This is a genomic window from Cryobacterium sp. TMT2-42-4 (genome assembly GCF_004402645.1).
Taxonomy (GTDB): Bacteria; Actinomycetota; Actinomycetes; order Actinomycetales; family Microbacteriaceae; genus Cryobacterium; species Cryobacterium sandaracinum.
Window position 1 is genome coordinate 63,243 of record NZ_SOFT01000037.1, and the last position, 15,865, is coordinate 79,107.

16 protein-coding genes and 1 tRNA gene are annotated in these 15,865 nt (G+C 68.5%); 10 read left to right on the plus strand and 7 right to left on the minus strand.

What is annotated here, in order from left to right:
- The first annotated feature begins 132 nt into the window (after nt 1–132).
- The 3 genes from E3O18_RS13055 (at nt 133) to E3O18_RS13065 (ending at nt 2,509) form a co-directional block, all read left to right on the plus strand.
- A complete protein-coding gene (locus E3O18_RS13055; protein ID WP_134395664.1) occupies nt 133–933 on the plus strand; it encodes an HAD-IIB family hydrolase in 801 nt (266 codons plus the stop codon).
- A gap of 106 nt (nt 934–1,039) precedes the next feature.
- On the plus strand, nt 1,040–2,170 hold the full coding sequence (locus E3O18_RS13060; RefSeq protein ID WP_134418281.1) for an LCP family protein: 1,131 nt from the start codon (nt 1,040–1,042) through the stop codon (nt 2,168–2,170).
- A 51-nt stretch (nt 2,171–2,221) separates the two neighbouring features.
- Nucleotides 2,222–2,509 carry a hypothetical protein gene (locus E3O18_RS13065; RefSeq protein ID WP_134418282.1) on the plus strand — a complete coding sequence of 96 codons (288 nt, stop codon included), beginning with the start codon at nt 2,222–2,224 and terminating at the stop codon, nt 2,507–2,509.
- Nucleotides 2,510–2,933: 424 nt separating this feature from the next.
- On the opposite strand, the gene E3O18_RS13070 is transcribed toward E3O18_RS13065, so the two are convergent.
- The 5 genes from E3O18_RS13070 to E3O18_RS13090 all read right to left on the minus strand — a co-directional run bounded on the left by E3O18_RS13070 (nt 2,934) and on the right by E3O18_RS13090 (nt 8,939).
- Complete coding sequence (locus E3O18_RS13070) at nt 2,934–3,419, minus strand: VanZ family protein (RefSeq protein WP_134418283.1); 486 nt, start codon at nt 3,417–3,419, stop codon at nt 2,934–2,936.
- A gap of 221 nt (nt 3,420–3,640) precedes the next feature.
- Entirely contained in the window at nt 3,641–5,110 is a 1,470-nt protein-coding gene (locus E3O18_RS13075) for a DHA2 family efflux MFS transporter permease subunit (RefSeq protein WP_134395659.1), read from the minus strand.
- A gap of 112 nt (nt 5,111–5,222) precedes the next feature.
- Nucleotides 5,223–5,296: transfer RNA gene (locus E3O18_RS13080), tRNA-Pro, on the minus strand.
- 80 nt (nt 5,297–5,376) lie between these two features.
- Entirely contained in the window at nt 5,377–6,360 is a 984-nt protein-coding gene (locus E3O18_RS13085) for a metallophosphoesterase (RefSeq protein ID WP_134418284.1), read from the minus strand.
- Nucleotides 6,357–8,939, minus strand: coding sequence for a transglycosylase domain-containing protein (locus E3O18_RS13090; RefSeq protein ID WP_134395657.1), 2,583 nt, complete (start codon nt 8,937–8,939; stop codon nt 6,357–6,359). Before E3O18_RS13090 ends, E3O18_RS13085 begins: the two co-directional genes overlap by 4 nt.
- A gap of 50 nt (nt 8,940–8,989) precedes the next feature.
- On the opposite strand from E3O18_RS13090, the gene E3O18_RS13095 reads away from it, so the two are divergent.
- The gene (locus E3O18_RS13095; protein ID WP_134342594.1) at nt 8,990–9,154 is read left to right on the plus strand and encodes a DUF4177 domain-containing protein; all 165 of its coding nucleotides are present in this window, start codon (nt 8,990–8,992) and stop codon (nt 9,152–9,154) included.
- A 3-nt stretch (nt 9,155–9,157) separates the two neighbouring features.
- Nucleotides 9,158–9,628 (plus strand): RidA family protein, encoded by a 471-nt coding sequence (locus E3O18_RS13100; protein ID WP_134418285.1) that lies wholly within the window; start codon nt 9,158–9,160, stop codon nt 9,626–9,628.
- Nucleotides 9,629–9,731: 103 nt separating this feature from the next.
- On the opposite strand, the gene acs is transcribed toward E3O18_RS13100, so the two are convergent.
- A complete protein-coding gene (gene acs / locus E3O18_RS13105; RefSeq protein ID WP_104170784.1) occupies nt 9,732–11,687 on the minus strand; it encodes an acetate--CoA ligase in 1,956 nt (651 codons plus the stop codon).
- A gap of 437 nt (nt 11,688–12,124) precedes the next feature.
- On the opposite strand from acs, the gene E3O18_RS13110 reads away from it, so the two are divergent.
- From E3O18_RS13110 to E3O18_RS13130, 5 genes are all read left to right on the plus strand, one after another.
- Nucleotides 12,125–13,318, plus strand: coding sequence for a TadA family conjugal transfer-associated ATPase (locus tag E3O18_RS13110; RefSeq protein ID WP_134418287.1), 1,194 nt, complete (start codon nt 12,125–12,127; stop codon nt 13,316–13,318).
- Complete coding sequence (locus tag E3O18_RS13115) at nt 13,315–14,319, plus strand: type II secretion system F family protein (RefSeq protein ID WP_134418288.1); 1,005 nt, start codon at nt 13,315–13,317, stop codon at nt 14,317–14,319. Before E3O18_RS13110 ends, E3O18_RS13115 begins: the two co-directional genes overlap by 4 nt.
- Nucleotides 14,320–14,542: 223 nt before the next feature.
- A complete protein-coding gene (locus tag E3O18_RS16630; RefSeq protein WP_241973530.1) occupies nt 14,543–14,695 on the plus strand; it encodes a DUF4244 domain-containing protein in 153 nt (50 codons plus the stop codon).
- Entirely contained in the window at nt 14,676–15,134 is a 459-nt protein-coding gene (locus E3O18_RS13125; RefSeq protein ID WP_134418289.1) for a TadE family protein, read from the plus strand. Before E3O18_RS16630 ends, E3O18_RS13125 begins: the two co-directional genes overlap by 20 nt.
- A 59-nt stretch (nt 15,135–15,193) precedes the next feature.
- A complete protein-coding gene (locus E3O18_RS13130; RefSeq protein ID WP_241973528.1) occupies nt 15,194–15,577 on the plus strand; it encodes an Rv3654c family TadE-like protein in 384 nt (127 codons plus the stop codon).
- 34 nt (nt 15,578–15,611) lie between these two features.
- On the opposite strand, the gene E3O18_RS13135 is transcribed toward E3O18_RS13130, so the two are convergent.
- Complete coding sequence (locus E3O18_RS13135) at nt 15,612–15,851, minus strand: hypothetical protein (RefSeq protein ID WP_134418290.1); 240 nt, start codon at nt 15,849–15,851, stop codon at nt 15,612–15,614.
- Nucleotides 15,852–15,865: the final 14 nt, after the last annotated feature.

A 15,865-nucleotide genomic window follows, 5' to 3' on the forward strand; every position in this document is an offset into this window, starting at 1 on the left:
ACGGCGGGGACCCAACCGGCCCGTGGGCATCCGATACCCCGCTGTACACTTTTCAGGACGTCGCGCATGGGTGACGTCAAGCTCTGGGCCACGACTACGGCCTCGAGTAACTGAAAAGGATCCACACTTCACATGACGACACTTCCCCGCCTGGTTGCCTTCGATCTCGATGACACGCTCGCCGCTTCCAAGTCGCCGCTCGACCCACGCATGGCGGAACTCATGGTGAACCTGCTCGGGGTCGTCGACGTATGCGTCATCTCCGGCGGGCAGATCGCCCAGTTCCACATGCAGTTGATCGACAACCTCGACACCGTGAATGAAGACATCCTCTCGCGCCTGCACCTGATGCCCACCTGCGGCACGCAGTACTACCGGCACGCCGACGGCGCCTGGAACCAGATCTACGCCGAATACCTGACCGACGCCGAGAAGACGGATGCCCTCCGCGCCGTCGAGATCTCCGCGCGTTCGCTGGGCTACTGGGAGAGCGACACCTGGGGCCCGATCCTCGAGGACCGCGGCTCGCAGATCACCTTCTCCGCTCTCGGCCAGGCCGCCCCGGTCGCCGCGAAAGCCGCGTGGGACCCCACCGGCGAGAAGAAAAACACCCTGCGCGAAGCCGTGCAGGTGCTGCTCCCCGGCCTCGAAGTGCGCTCCGGCGGTTCCACCTCGGTGGACATCACACGTCGCGGCATCGACAAGGCCTACGGCATGAACAAGCTGGCCGCCCTCACCGGCGTGCCCCTCGACGACATGCTGTTCGTCGGCGACCGCCTCGACGAAAACGGCAACGACTACCCGGTCAAGGTTCTCGGCGTGGAATGCGTCGCCGTGGAGGGTTGGGAAGACACGGCCGCGTTCCTTGAGACGCTGATTCCTCAGCTCGAGGCCGCCGCCGCCGCCTCCTCGGCCGCCGAAGCTTCCGCCTGACGGATGCTGCTCACCGGACCCCGCGATGAACTCCCATATCCGGTGAGGATAGGCCGGGCTATGCTGTCGACACCGTTCTCCCGAGCGGCCACAGGAGGCAACCCGAATGCCAAGCGGAGCCAGCGAACTGCGCCACAAAACCCCCGATCCGGTGCTCGAAGCGCTGCGGAAACGTCACCCTTGGCGCATCGCCATGGGTGTGGTCGCCACGGTTGTGCTGGTCACGATTGCCGCGGGAGGCATTTACGCATATACCCTCACCCGGGCCTTCGATAGCGGCACCGAGAAGATCTCGAACGCTTTTCCCTCCGAGGCCGTCCGCCCGGCGGCCGGGCAGTCCGCGACGACGGAACCGGGCGCCGCGGCAACGGATGCCCCCGCCCCCGTCGACCCGTCTGCGGCCCTGGACGCGGTTCCCGCCGGGCAGGCGCAGAACATCCTCCTATTGGGATCGGACACCCGCGGCGCCACCGGGAAGGACCTCGCCGACATCCGTGGCGAGCGTTCGGACACCATGATGGTGGTGCAAGTGCCGGCCGATCGCAAGAACCTCTTCGTCATGTCGATCCTGCGCGACAGCTGGGTCGAGGTGCCTGGGCACGGGCCGGCGAAGATCAATGCCGCGCTCTCCTGGGGAGGGGTGCCGCTGGCCGTGCAAACCGTGGAAAACCTGCTCGGCACCCGCATCGATCACGTGGCCGTGGTCGACTTCTCCGGGTTCGAACAGGTGACGGATGCCCTCGGCGGCGTCAACGTCGACAACCCGATCGGTTTCGACTCGAACCACCTCAAGGGCCACCGCTTCGAGCAGGGGAGCCAGCATCTGACCGGCACCGAGGCTATCGCCTTCGCGCGGGAGCGGTATGCGTTCCAGGACGGCGACTTTCAGCGGGTGCGCAATCAACAGATCATCATCAGCGGCCTGCTGACGGCGGCGATGCACAGGTCCGTGCTCGCCGATCCGGTAAAGACGTCGGGTTTGTTGGAGACGGTCACGCCCTATCTCGCCGTGGACGACGGCTTCAACTCCGCCTACCTGACGTCGCTGGCCTGGGAACTGCGCGAACTGCGGCAGCCGCAGATCACGTTCTTCACGATGCCGACCGACGGAACGGGAACATCAAACGACGGCCAGTCGATCGTGAACGTGGACTGGGAGGGTCTCGATGCCGTGCGCGAGGGCTTCCAGACCGACACCTTGAGCGCCTACCGGCCGGAGCTGCAGACGATCGGGTAGCGGTGCGGCCGGCTCCGGCCAGCCTCCGGCGGCCTGCGGGCCTGGCGACAGGTGGCTTGCAGGGAGACGGATGCCGCGCGCGGCTGTGCGGCCCACGCCGCCGCCGCCGTCCTCGCCCGAGCGGATGCCGCGCGTGGCGACCCGCTTGCCGCCGCACTGGCGGGCCTGTCCGGCATCGAGGTTGCGCCCCAGGGCGTCGCGGTCGCGGTGCAGCATGCGGTTGCGCTGTACGTGTCCGGCGACATTTCCGGTTACGACGTCGCGGTGCGGCGCGCACTCGCGCAGGACCCTTCCGAGCCGACCGCCCTGCGTCTGCGCGACATCCTCTTCTCCCAGTAGGCCCACCCCTGCTCGTCCCGACCCCACTCGGGTCGGGCTGGCAGCTGCGGCTAACTCAGGAGAAACCCGGCCGAGATCATCCGTCGCCGCGGGTTTCCGGGGGCTGTGCCGGGCATCCAGCCCAGGTCTCCTGAGTTAGCCACCGGTGAGGCCGGTGGCCGGTGCCTCCGCTGGTATAACTCCTGCAATTCGCGGCCGAGGGGTCACGCCTGGCCGGGCCGGGCACATCCGTCAGAATCTGCGGGTGTTATGCACGCCGGCGGGGGCTAACTCAGGAAAACCGGGCCGGCTGCGGCTTGCGCCCCCGGAATTACGCAACGGATACCCAGGCCCATCCCGGATCTCCTGAGTTAGCCACAGAAAGAGCCAGTGCGAGTGCCGATGGGCACCCCGGCGCACACCCGCACCAGCACTGCAGTCCCCGTCAGCGCCCGCGGCCGCCGCGCAACAGAACCAGCCCGAGCACCGTGCCGACCGTGGCCCCGATCGTGTTCGCGACCACATCGGCGAGGGTGGCGAAGCGGTCCGGCAGGAAGATCAGCTGCCCGAGTTCGATGGCGCAGCTCGCCGCGAATCCGACCAGCACGGCCAGCCCCCACCGTCGTGCGCCGGCCACGAGCACGACGAACAGGCCGACCGGCACGAACAGGGCGATGTTGGCGATGAACTCCACCAGGCCGTAGCGCACCCAGTCGGGCGCGCCGTGTTCCTGCAGCCAATCGATAAGGGCCAGCAGTGAGTCGTACGCCGCCCGGTCGACCGGCACCGGCCAGAACGCGATGAAGGCCAGCGCGACCAGATAGGTGAGCATGAGCCAGGGCGCCCACCGGCGCAGCCGGGTGTGCGCGGCTCCGCCCGCCGCGGCGGGGCCCGGCGGTGTCGGCGGGGGAGTGCGACTCGCGTCGGTCATGTCTCGCCTCCCGGTACGTCACGGTCGGCAAACCGACGGCGCCGGGACCTGACCGCAACACTGTCGATCTATCTACCGTAGACGCGTCCGCGCACGGTGGCTCACAAATACGCTCTGAGCCGAAGGATGCCCACCGCCGACCGTTTCCATTCCGGTCGAGAGTGACCGGTAATGCGGGCGCTCTCGACCGGAACGGGCACCCTCACGACGGGAACCGAGCCCTACCGCTCGGCCGACACCCGCTTCGGCAGAACGAACACGAGCAGCAGCGCCAGCACGCTGAACGCGGCGCTCACGCCCATGGCCGCGGTGGCGCTTTCGGTGAAGCCGGCGGCGACGGCCTCCGCGCCGGGGCCGGCCACGACCAGGGTGCCGAAGAAGACGCTGCCGATCACGGCGATGCCCACGGCGCTGCCGATCCGCTGCATGACGCCGACCACGCCGCTGGCCGCACCGGCCTCGGAGCGGTCCACGGTCGCCACGATGAACTGGGCGTTCGGCGCGATGAAGAACCCGCTGCCGAGGCCCGCGATCAGCAGCGGCGGCAGCAGCTCCCAGTTGGTGATCTCGGGGCCGATCAGGAGCAGGGCGAGCCAGATCCAGATCAGACCGACGGTGACCAGGGATACGCCGATCACCAGAACGGTGCGGCCGAGCCGCTGCGCCAGCCGGTTGCTCTGCGAGGCCCCGATGATGGTTCCGATCGCGAACGGGATCGACACCAGCCCCGACTCGAGGGCGGTGTGCCCGAGCCCAGCCTGCCAGAGAATCGAAATGGTGAAGAAGATGCTGGTGAACGCCGCGAAATAGACCAGGGCGAGCACAATGCCGCCGGTGAACGCCGGATGCCGGAACAGCTTCGGCGGCACCAGCGGGCTCTTGCCCCACCGGGTGTAAGCGACCTCCCAGAAGCCGAACGCCACGATCAAAAGCGCGCCCGCGGCGAGGGTCAGGTAGGTCCAGAGCGGCCAGCCCCGGTCCTCACCCTCGATCAGGGGAACGAGCAGCGCCACGAGTCCGGTGGAGATCAGCACCAGGCCCACCCAGTCGATGCCGCCGCTCGGGGTGCCCGGAGCGCGTTCGGAGCCGGCCGGGAGCAGGATCGCCGCCGCGACGAGGGCGACGATGCCGATCGGCAGGTTGACCCAGAAGACCAGGCGCCATCCGTTCTCGTCACCGAAGGCCTCGATGATCAGGCCGCCGACGATCGGGCCGAGCGCCGTGGACACGCCGATCACCGTGCCCATGATCGCGAAGGCCTTGCCGCGGGTGATGGGCGGGAACAGAAGCTGGATCACAGCGGTCACGGCCGGCACGAACATGCCGCCGGCAAGCCCCTGCACGACCCGGGCGATGATCAGCTGCAGATCGTTCTGCGCGAGCCCGCAAGCCAGGCTGGCCAGGGTGAACAGCAGCAGACCGGTGAAGAAGACCCACTTGTGGCCGATGCGGTCGCCGAGCCGCCCGGCCGGGATCAGCGCGATCCCGAAGGCGAGCGCGTAGCCGGAGATGATCCAGGAGAGGGTGGCCTCCGAGGCATCCAGGCTGGTACGGATGGTCGGAAGCGCCACATTCACGATCGTGGTGTCGAGCAGCGCCATGAACATGCCGGCCAGCAGCACGATCAGGGCCTGCCAGGCATGCCGTGGGATAGCGACAGGTGCGGGGAGACCCGGGCTGGAATCGGTCATGACATGATCCTCTCGCGCTTCTGGCCGCGCCGGCCCGGCCGCACCAAACACCACCTACCAAACACCAACTACAAAAACCCCCACTCCGAAGAGTGAGGGTTTTGCATATCTGTCGGGGTAACAGGATTTGAACCTGCGACCTCGTCGTCCCGAACGACGCGCGCTACCAAGCTGCGCCATACCCCGATGGCCCGTAAGCCTTGACAAGTATAACCCCCCGGATGCCCTACCACGACCATCCGGTGCCGAGCCTGCCGATACCCCCGCTACGCCGCCGTCAGCGTGAGCAGGGTCGCCTCCGGCGCGCAGGCGAACCGCACCGGCGCGTAGATCGACGTGCCGAGCCCCGCGGACACGTTCAGGTACGAGGTGTGCAGTCCGGAGTCCCAGAGGCTGAGGCCCTTGACCTGCTTGCGCGGGATGTCACAGTTGGTGACGAGGGCGCCGTACCGGGGAACGCACACCTGCCCGCCGTGCGTGTGCCCGGCCAGGATCAGCTGGGCGCCATGGTTGACGAATGAGTTGAGCACCCGCTGGTAGGGCGCGTGGGCGACGCCCACCGTGAGCGTCGACCGCGGCGGGGTCGCCTCCTCGGGGTCGGGCCAGTGCTCCTCCGACAACGGATCGTTCGCGCGCAGGTCGTCGATCGCCCGCGTGATCAGGTCGAGGCGGTCGAGCCCGATGTGCGGGTCGTCCACCCCGAACAGCTCCAGATGGGTGCCGTTGATGTCGAGCGCGGCCGCAGCGTTGTCGAGGTCGATCCAACCGAGGTCGCCGAACACCCGGTGCAGGTGAGCAATGTCGAGCTTCTCGTGTAAGGCCGAGCGAAGCGTCGACGGGGCACGGAAATACCGCATCGGGTTCTTCAACTGCGGCCCGTAGTAGTCGTTCGACCCGTTGACGAAGATGCCCGGAACGCCGCGGAACGGTTCGAGGGCATACTCGATCCCGGAAATGCCGTCGGCGTGACCGAGGTTGTCGCCCGTGTTCACGACCAGGTCCGGCTCGAGGTCGGCCAAGCCGCGCACCCAGTCCTGTTTATCCCGCTGCCATGGGGCCATGTGCAGGTCGGAAAGGTGGAGCACCTTGATCGGGGCGGATCCCGGCGCGAGGACCGGAACGAGAACCTCGCGGAGGGTGAACATGCGGCGCTCCACGAGAGAGCCCCAGGCGAACGCGGCGACTCCGGCCGCGGCGACCAACCCGGCGCTGACGGCCAGTGAGGTGCCTGCGGAGTTGGCGCGGGTCATCCGTTGCCCCCGCCGTTTGCGTCGGGTTTCGCGTCGGGCTTCGCGCCGGCGGCAAGCTTGCCGACCACGATCGTGACGGCGCTGCCCGCCGCGGCGCCGGAGCCGGCGGTCGGTGTCATGGAGAGCACCGTGCCGACCTGCTTCGGGTCGGTGACGTCCTGCTCCTGCTTGACGATGCCGAAGCCCGCCAGGGTGGAGGTGGCTTCGGCCTCGGTCTTGCCCACGACATCGGGCACGATCTTGAGCGCGCCGTTGCTGGAGTAGACGGTCACGGTCGATCCGCGGCTGGCGCTGCTGCCGCCGGCCGGGTCGGTGCGGGCCACGGTGCCGGCGGGCATCTCCGAGTCGGTCACACCGCCGTCGACCACGTCGAAGCCGGCCGAGGTCAGGGTGGAGGTGGCGTCGCTCATCGACTTGCCGCGCAGGTCGGGGATCGGAATCTGGACGGCCTGGAGCACCTTGTTGGATGCCTCGGCGAAGGCGTCTCCGCCGTACTTCGCGTTCGCGACGCTCATCACCTCCGGCCACATGCGGTGACGGGCGTCGGAGGCCCTGCCGCCCACCCAGTCGCGGACGAGGCGCTGGTTGATGTCGCCGGTGACGCTGACGACGCCGACCACGGTGGCGACCTTGCTGCTCGCGCCGCTCATCCAGGTGTCCTTGTTGCCGTCGGTGGTTCCGGTCTTGCCGATCATCGGCACCTGCGGGGAGGTCGCGGAATTCGACGCGCGTCCCGTGCCTTCGGTCATCACCTTTTGCATGGCATACGTCATGCCGGCGTCGACCTCAGGGGTGACCGCCTGGGTGCACTTGGTCTTCGGCGGGGTCATGTCGACGCCGTCGCCGCCGACGATCCGGTCGATCACGATCGGGCTGCAGCTGAGGCCGTTGTTGGCGATGCCGGCGAAGGCGATGGCCATGCTGAGCGGCGCGACCTCGTTCGTGCCGAGCACGGCCGAGGGCCCCTTGACGAGTGGCTCCATGTCGGCGCGGCCCACGCCGAAGGCGTTGGCCATGTCTGCGATGCCGCACAGGTCCAGCTTCTTCGCCATGCCGATGAAGCCGGTGTTGATGGAGCCGATCGTCGACTGCAGCGCGCTGTAGTTGGTGCCGGACTCGTTCGCGTCGTTCTTGGGGTCGAAGACGTAGCTCTGGTTGCCCTCACAGCTGTTCTTGAACACGCCCCAGTCGCTCTTGCGGCGGGAGTCGACGCGTTCGTTGAGAGTGTGCCCCTGGGTCAGCCACTCGGCGAGGGTGAAGACCTTATAGGTCGAGCCGGGCTGGAACCCGAGCGAGCCGCCCTCGTTGTAGTTGGTGTTGTAGTTGATGCCCGTGTAGTCGTTGTTGTTATCGGTCACGGCCGGGTCCTGGCTGTAATCCTTGTTCTGGGTCATGGCCAGCACTCGGCCGGTGCCCACCTCGACGCTGGTGATCACACCGCCCACGTCCCAGTCCCCGTACTGCTTCGGCACGTGCTTCTTCATGGTGGTCTCGGCGGCGTTCTGCAGGTCGAGGTCGAGCGTGGTGTAGATCTCGTAGCCGCCACGACGGAAGTTGGCCATGCGGGTGACTTCGTCTTCGCCGAAGGAGGGGTCGTTCCGCAGGGTGTTGACGACCAGGTCGCAGAAGTAGGCGCTGCCGCCGGCTGTCGCACACCCGGTGCTGGGTTCCGTGATGGTGGGCTCGATCACGGTGGCCAGGGCGGCGTCGTGGTCTTCCTGGGTGATCTTCTGGTACTTGAGCATCTCGCCCAGGATGTAGTCGCGGCGTTCCTTGTTGGCGGCATACCCGTTGGCGACGCCGTTGGTTTCGCTGTCCGCGTTGTCGAGCTGGAACTTGACCGGGTTGTTCACGATCGCCACCAGGCTCGCCGCCTGCGCCAGTGACAGGCCCGCTGCGGTGGTGTTGTAGTAGTAGTTGGCGGCCGATTCGATGCCGTAGACCGTGCCGCCGAAACCGGTGATGTTCAGGTACTGGCGAAGGATGTCGTCTTTCGCGTACTGCTTCTCCACGCCGATGGCGAGGCGCATCTCCTTGAGCTTGCGGTCGGGGGTGGTTTCCGTGGCCGTGTCGTAGCAGCTCATGCGCTTCTTTTCGTCGGCCAGAGCCTCGCACTTCTGCACCTGCACGTTTTTCACGTACTGCTGGGTGATCGAGGAGCCGCCGCGCGCGGTGCCGGTGGCCACGGTGCTCACGACGCCCTTGACGGTGCCCTCGAGGTCGATGCCGCCATGCTCATAGAAGCGGGGGTCCTCGCCCGCGATCACGGCATCCTTCACGAACGGGCTGATCGCGTCCCACTCGACTTCCACCCGGTTCTGGTCGTAGAACGAGGCCAGGAGTAGGGGGCTGCCGTCGGCGTTGGTCGCGTAGATGTTGCTCTTCTGCGCCAGCTGGTCGATCGCGAGGTAGTCGGGGAGGCTCTCGAACATGTTGATCGTGTTCGTGGCTGTCATGCCGGAGAGGGCCAGAGCGGGGGTGACAGCGGCGGCGACGAGGACGCCGGCCACGGCGCTCATCCCGACGAAACCGAGGAACCCGCCGAGCGCTCCACTAACCGTACGATTTTTGGCAGACATACTATTTAGACTAAGTGCTAAATCTGGAAAATCGCCTGAATCGGAGCCTTATGCCTGCCTGGGAGTACCTTACGACGCCGCTGATGATTCACAACACAGCTGCCATTTTGAACAATTGGGGCTCGGAGGGCTGGGAGCTTGTGCAGGTCGTTCCCGGACCCGAGGGTGGGCTTGTCGCCTACCTCAAGCGCCCCGTCGCCACCGAAGGAGCCTGAGGCGTGGCGCAGATCGCTGCCCGACTGGCCGAGCTCGGCATCGAGCTGCCGAGCGTCGTGCCGCCCGTGGCCAGCTATGTGCCGGCCGTGGTCTCCGGCTCGCTGGTGTTCACCAGCGGTCAGCTGCCGATGATCTCGGGGGCGCTGCCGGCCACCGGCAAGGTCGGCGACGGCCACGGACTCGTGCCGGCCGCCGACGCCCATGACTACGCCCGGCAGTGCGCGCTCAACGCGCTTGCCGCCATCCAGGCCGCGATCGGATCGCTGGACCGAGTGACGCAGGTCGTCAAGGTCACCGGGTTCGTCGCATCCGACCCGTCGTTCACCGGCCAGCCCGGTGTCGTCAACGGTGCCTCCCAGGTGCTCGGCGAGATCTTCGGCGACAGGGGCGTGCATGCCCGCTCGGCCGTCGGCGTCGCCGTGCTGCCGCTGGATTCCCCGGTCGAGCTGGAGCTCATCGTCTCCTTCGCCTGAGCCCCAGAAAGCGGGCAGGCCCACTGGGCCTGCCCGCTTTCGTGTGTCTACTCGGGTGCGTGTCTGCTCGGGTGCGTGCCCGAGCGAATTGGTTAGACGCCGGTTACTTCAGGGTGGACATGATCGCCGTCATCACCGAGGTGTCAGCGAGGGTGGTGGTGTCGCCGACCTCGCGGCCCTCCGCGACATCCTGCAGCAGACGCCGGATGATCTTGCCCGAGCGCGTCTTCGGCAGCTCGCTCACGATGAAGATCTGACGGGGTCTCGCGATGGCACCGATCTGCTGGGACACGTGCGCCCGCAGCACGGCCTGGATGTCCGCGTGCGAGGACTCCTCCAGGTGGCTGTACTTGATGATGACGAACGCCACCACCGCCTGGCCGGTCGTGTCGTCGTGCGCGCCGACCACGGCCGCCTCGGCGGTCATCGGGTGCGCCACCAGCGACGACTCGATCTCGGCCGTGGACAGGCGGTGCCCCGACACGTTCATCACGTCGTCGACCCGGCCGAGCAGCCAGATCTCACCGTCCCGGTCGAGGCGGGCGCCGTCACCGGCGAAGTAGCGCGGGTTCTCCGAACCGAACTTCTCCCAGTACGTCTCCTTGAAGCGCTCCGGGTCACCCCAGATGCCGCGCAGCATCGACGGCCACGGTTCGGTCACCACGAGCAGGCCACCGTTGTCGCGGCCCACGTGGTTTCCCTCGTCGTCGAGCACGTCGATCACGACGCCGGGGATCGGGCTCTGCGCCGATCCGGGCTTGGTCGTCGTCACACCGGGCAGGGCGGAAATCATGATCGCGCCTGTCTCGGTCTGCCACCAGGTGTCGACCACCGGCGCGACATTGCCGCCGATGACCTCGCGGTACCACATCCACGCCTCCGGGTTGATGGGCTCGCCCACCGAACCGAGCAGGCGCAGGCTGGTCAGGTCGAAGCCCTGCGGGATCTGGCGACCCAGCTTCATGAAGGTACGGATGGCCGTGGGCGCCGTGTACAGGATGCTCACCTTGTACTTCTCAACGATTTCCCACCACCGGCCGGGGTGCGGGGTGTCCGGGGTGCCCTCGAAGAGCACCTGGGTGGCGCCGTTGGCGAGCGGGCCGTAGACCACGTAGCTGTGGCCGGTGATCCAGCCAACGTCGGCGGTGCACCAGTAGACATCCGTCTCGGGGTGCAGGTCGAACACGTTCTTGTGGGTGAAGGCCACCTGCGTGAGGTAACCACCGGTGGTGTGCAGGATGCCCTTGGGCTTGCCGGTGGTTCCGGACGTGTAGAGGATGAACAGCGGGTTCTCGGCCGGGAAGCCCAGCGCCTCATGCTCTCCCGCGACCGAGGCGAGCTCGTCGTGCCACCACAGGTCGCGGTCGAACCACTCCACGAAGCCGTCGGTGCGCTTGACCACGAGCACGTTGCGCACGGTGGTCTCGCCGCCCTCCAGAGCTGCGTCGACGGCCGGCTTGAGAGCGGACGCCTTGCCCTTGCGGTAACCGCCGTCGGCGGTGATCACGAGCACGGCGCTGGCGTCATCGATGCGCGAACGGAGGCTTTCGGCGCTGAAACCACCGAAGATGACCGAGTGCACGGCGCCGATGCGGGCCACGGCGAGCATCGAGATGACGGCCTCCGGGATCATCGGCAGGTAGATCGCGACGCGGTCCCCGGCATTCACGCCGAGTTTTGTCAGCACATTCGCAGCACGCTTCACTTCGGCAGTGAGCTCGGCATATGTGATGTCGCGGGAGTCTCCCGGCTCACCCTCGAAGTGCAGCGCCACCCGGTCGCCGTTGCCGGCCAGCACGTGCCGGTCGAGGCAGTTCCAGGCCACGTTCAATTCGCCGTCTTCGAACCATTTGGCGAACGGTGGATTGGTCCAGTCCAGGGTTTTTGTGAACGGCTTATGCCAGTGCAGAAGCTCGCGGGCCTGGTCAGCCCAGAATTTCAAACGGTCGTCCGCGGCGTCCTGATAGATCTGCGGCTTCGCGATGGATTGTGCGGCAAATTCCGGTGTCGGCGGGAATCTGCGGGATTCATGGAGAAGGTTATCGATCTTGACGCTCATACGTATGTCGCTCCTTTGCGATGCGCTGCGTGTATCGGGCGCGATAATCAAGCCCCTCCTGAACCCTACACGGCGACCTGTGTCGCCCAGGTTGCGCAGAATTGCGGCGAGTTCCCACCCCCAATTGTGGTCTCATCAGGCGCCCGGGTTCTGTGTCCTCATTTATGAGGACACAGGGGACTTGCGCATCTGTAATTCCCCTTGTACATTGATTCTCGTCCGAACGAAAGTTTTGACCTGCGGTGTGTCTGGTTCCCCCCAATCAGCGCACGGCCGAGGCGGCACCTGTTCCCCCCAATAGGTGCCGCCCCCCTTTTTTAACCGGTGGTTTTTCGCGGTGGTGCGTCCCGGTCCTCCCCAGTCGGCGGTCGGCTCGGGTTCTCCTCGATCCGGCGCAGGGGCCGGCGGCGCTCCCACCGCCGATCTAACGTCGGGGCATGCCCGAGCCGTTCGTCGCCGTCCCGTCGTATCGCAGGGCCGTGCCTGCCCGCCCTTCCGTCGACGCTCCCGACCGCCGCACGGATGCCCCGCCGCCCGGTGTGCCCAGCCCCGGTGTGCCCAGCCCCGGTGTGCTCCCGGCGATCCGGCACCTCGACGTATCCGTGCTCGGCCCGCTCGCCGAGTTTGCCGCCGACGGCGAGGTCACCGATCTGTTCGTCAACGGCGTCGCCGGGCTGTGGGTGGACGCCGGCCACGGGCTGCTGCACGACCCGCAGTGGAGCAGCCCGGAACCGGCTGTGCGGGAACTGGCGGTGCGCCTGATCGCACTCGGTGGGCGACACATCGACGAGGCCAGCCCCTGCGTCGATGTGCGGCTGTCCGACGGCATCCGGGTGCATGCGGTGCTGCCGCCGGCGTCGAGCACGGGCACGCTGCTGTCCATCCGGTTGCCTCGTGCCGAGCGGCTGAGCCTGGCCGCGCTCGCCGCCGAGGGTCTGTTCGGGGTGGGGGAGGCATCCGTCGCCGTCGCCGACCGGCTGCGCGCGGCCGTGCACCGGCGCGAGAACCTGCTCATCACGGGAGCCGCCGGCAGCGGCAAGACCACCCTGCTCGCGGCGCTGCTGGGCGAGGCACCGCCTGGGGAGCGCATCGTGGCCATCGAGGACGTCGCCGAACTGCGCATCGACCACCCGCATGTCGTGGCGCTCGAAGCTCGCCAGCCGAACCTCGAGGGGGCCGGCCGGATCGGCCTGGAAAGTCTCCTTCGCGAGGCGTTACGGATGCGCCCCGACCGGCTGGTGCTCGGCGAATGCCGCGGTGCCGAGATCCGGGAGCTGCTGGCCGCGCTCAACACCGGCCACGACGGCGGCGCCGGCACCCTGCACGCGAACTCCCTGCACGACGTTCCGGCCCGACTCGAGGCCCTCGGCGCTCTCGCCGGACTGAGTCCGGAAGCGGTGGCCCGGCAGGCAGTGAGCGCGATCGGGTTGGTGCTGCACCTCGAGCGACGCGAGGGCCGCCGCCGGCTCGCCCCGCTCGGCCGGTTCGCGCTGGACGCCCGGGACCGCCTGCAGGTGATCGCCGCGTCCCCGGGGAACCGCTTGGCCCCGGGGGAGTCCGGCCCGCCCAGACCGGTCCGCACACACGGGCGGCGGGCCGCCGCGCCCGCCGACACTGGAGAGTCGGAATGAGAGTCGGCACGTGGCTCGGCGTGAGGCGACGGCAGGGTCCGGCCAGCCCGGCCATCGAGGAGGTGGCGCAGGTGACCCAACGCATCGCGGTTCTCCTCGCCGCCGGCGTCTCCCCGGCATCCGCGTGGGCCTACCTCGAACCCGTCGCTTCGCACCCCGTCGGCGAAAAGTCTCTGTCGCCGACACCGCCCTCATCGGGGGCGCAGATCATCCGGGCGGCGGCCGACGCCGGGCGCCGCGGCGACAACATCGCCGACGCCGTGGCCGCCGAGGCCCGCGCACTGGGCGGCCAGATCGGCACCGCCTGGCTGGGCCTCGCCGCGGCCTGGCAGGTGGCCACCCAGGCCGGAGCGCCGCTGGCCTCCTGCCTGCGGCAACTGGCGTCATCCTTCCGGGACCTCGGCCAGTTGCACGCCGACCTCGCCGTGGCGCTCGCCGGTCCGAGCGCCACGGCACGGATGGTCGCGTTCCTGCCGGTCGTCGGTGTGCTGTTCGGCAGTCTTCTCGGCTTCAACACGCTGCAGACGCTGTTCCTCACCGCACCCGGTTGGGCCTGCCTCGCCGGCGGCGGCGCCCTCATGGTGGCGGCGGACCGCTGGAACCGGTGGCTCGTGAACTCCGCCCGGGCACGGGACCCGACCCCCGGGCTCGAACTGGACCTCACCGCCATTGCCATGACCGGCGGCGGCTCCGTCGACCGCGCCCGAACCCTGGTCGACGCGGCGGCAGAGCGGTTCGCCCTGCACCGCACGGACTCGGCGGCCAGCATCGACCAGGTGCTCGCTCTGTCGGTGCGCGCCGGAGTTCCCGCCGCGGAGCTGTTGCGAAGCGAGGCCGACCAGCTGCGCCGGCAGGCCCGCAGCGACGGCCAGCACCGGGTCGCCACCCTCGCGGTCACGCTCATGATCCCGCTCGGGGTGTGCGTGCTGCCCGCATTCATGCTGATCGGAGTGCTGCCACTGTTGATGACCGTCCTCTCGTCCACAGTGCTCGTTTTCTGAAGTTTTGCACCGAAGCGAGCGGCTGTCGGTTTTCCGCCCTCGCCCGCGCCAGTCTGAGACCACTCGTGCCGCCCACACACCGCGTCGCCCGACGCGAGAAGGAGACGAACGAATGCCCACCAACGAACCGACCACCGACCCTGGTCTCGGCCACGATTCTCTCCGCGGGGCGGCACCGGCACCCCGGCTTCCGCGCCCCGACCGGTTCCGGCTTACGCGCGGCCTGCACGCCGAGACGGGTGCAGCCACCGCCGAATACGCCGTCGCCACGATGGCGGCGGTCGGATTCGCCGGCCTGCTGATCGTCATCCTGCGCGGCGACGAGGTGCGTGGCATCCTGACCGATCTGGTGCGCAATGCGCTTTCCGTGGGGTAGCCGCCGGCCCGACGGGCACTCCGACGGGCACTCCGGCGGGCACTCCAACGACGCCCCGAGCGCCCGAAGCCGCCCGCGGCGCCGCCCCGGCCCCAGGGACCGCCCCCGCGACCGCGGCAGCATCACCGCCGAGTTCGCGACGGTCGTCCCAGCCGTACTGCTCGTGCTCGCCTGCTGCCTGGGCGCCCTGCAGGTGATCGGCCAGCAGGTGCGCCTCACGGATGCCGCGGCCGACGCCGCCCGGTCCCTTTCCCGCGGCGACAGCGTCGACCGGGCCTCTGGGCTGGTGCAGCGGGCGGTGCGGGGTGCCTCGATGACCCCGGAGCGCCGGGGTGAGTTCGTCTGCGTAAACCTGCGCGCACCGAGCTCGTTCGGCGCTTTCGCGGCCTTCGGCCTTACGCTCCGGGCCGGGTCCTGCGCGCTCGGCGGTGGCCGGTGAGGCCCCGCCGGGGGAGGTCCCGGACGCTGACTTCCCGGGCTGTACGGCGGCGGCGGACCGTGACTCGCCGGGGTGTGCGGCGGCACTGGTCAGCACCCGAGCGCGGCTCGGGCACGGTGCTTGCTGTCGGGGTGCTGGGCGCGGTCATGCTCCTGACGGCGGTGCTGCTGCCGCTGTTCGCCGCGCTGGTGGTCGGCCAGGCGGTGCAGGGGGCAGCGGATGCCGCGGCGCTTGCCGCCGCCGACACCGCCTCGGGCGCCGTGGCCGGGGTTCCCTGCGCGGCGGCGGCCGAAGCCGCAAGGTTGAACGGGGCATCCGTCACCGTCTGCACGGTGGACGGGCTGATCGCATCGGTGACCGCGGTGCGCGGCTACCTCGGGTTCGAGCTGGGCGCGCAGGCACGGGCCGGGCCGCCCGATTCGCCCGTCGGCCCCGCCGGCTGACCTCGTCTCTGCCGGCGGGAGAGCGGCCGGCGGCTCAGTCGAAGAGGGCCTCGATGTAGCGATATTCCACGGCGGTGGGTCGATCCGGGAATGTGCTGGAGTCGAATTCGAGGCCGGAGCCGCGCAAATAGAGGTAGCGCTTGCTGCCGTCGGCGGGGATCTCGATCCGCGGCCGGGGATCGCCGGATTCCAGGAACTGGGTGGTGACTGTCTTGCCTTGGAGGGGGCCGTCCGTGAGCTTCGCGGTGTACGTGCCCGTCGCTGAATTCGCCATGCTCCAATTGTCTC

Bases quoted from the DNA above. Each gene is read 5' to 3' on its own strand.
- E3O18_RS13055 (WP_134395664.1), top strand. From the start codon at position 133: ATGACGACACTTCCCCGCCTGGTTGCCTTCGATCTCGATGACACGCTC.
- E3O18_RS13060 (WP_134418281.1), top strand. From the start codon at position 1,040: ATGCCAAGCGGAGCCAGCGAACTGCGCCACAAAACCCCCGATCCGGTG.
- E3O18_RS13070 (WP_134418283.1), bottom strand. From the start codon at position 3,419: ATGACCGACGCGAGTCGCACTCCCCCGCCGACACCGCCGGGCCCCGCC.
- E3O18_RS13075 (WP_134395659.1), bottom strand. From the start codon at position 5,110: ATGACCGATTCCAGCCCGGGTCTCCCCGCACCTGTCGCTATCCCACGG.
- E3O18_RS13085 (WP_134418284.1), bottom strand. From the start codon at position 6,360: ATGACCCGCGCCAACTCCGCAGGCACCTCACTGGCCGTCAGCGCCGGG.
- E3O18_RS13090 (WP_134395657.1), bottom strand. From the start codon at position 8,939: ATGTCTGCCAAAAATCGTACGGTTAGTGGAGCGCTCGGCGGGTTCCTC.
- E3O18_RS13095 (WP_134342594.1), top strand. From the start codon at position 8,990: ATGCCTGCCTGGGAGTACCTTACGACGCCGCTGATGATTCACAACACA.
- acs (WP_104170784.1), bottom strand. From the start codon at position 11,687: ATGAGCGTCAAGATCGATAACCTTCTCCATGAATCCCGCAGATTCCCG.
- E3O18_RS13110 (WP_134418287.1), top strand. From the start codon at position 12,125: ATGCCCGAGCCGTTCGTCGCCGTCCCGTCGTATCGCAGGGCCGTGCCT.
- E3O18_RS13115 (WP_134418288.1), top strand. From the start codon at position 13,315: ATGAGAGTCGGCACGTGGCTCGGCGTGAGGCGACGGCAGGGTCCGGCC.
- E3O18_RS13125 (WP_134418289.1), top strand. From the start codon at position 14,676: ATGCGCTTTCCGTGGGGTAGCCGCCGGCCCGACGGGCACTCCGACGGG.
- E3O18_RS13135 (WP_134418290.1), bottom strand. From the start codon at position 15,851: ATGGCGAATTCAGCGACGGGCACGTACACCGCGAAGCTCACGGACGGC.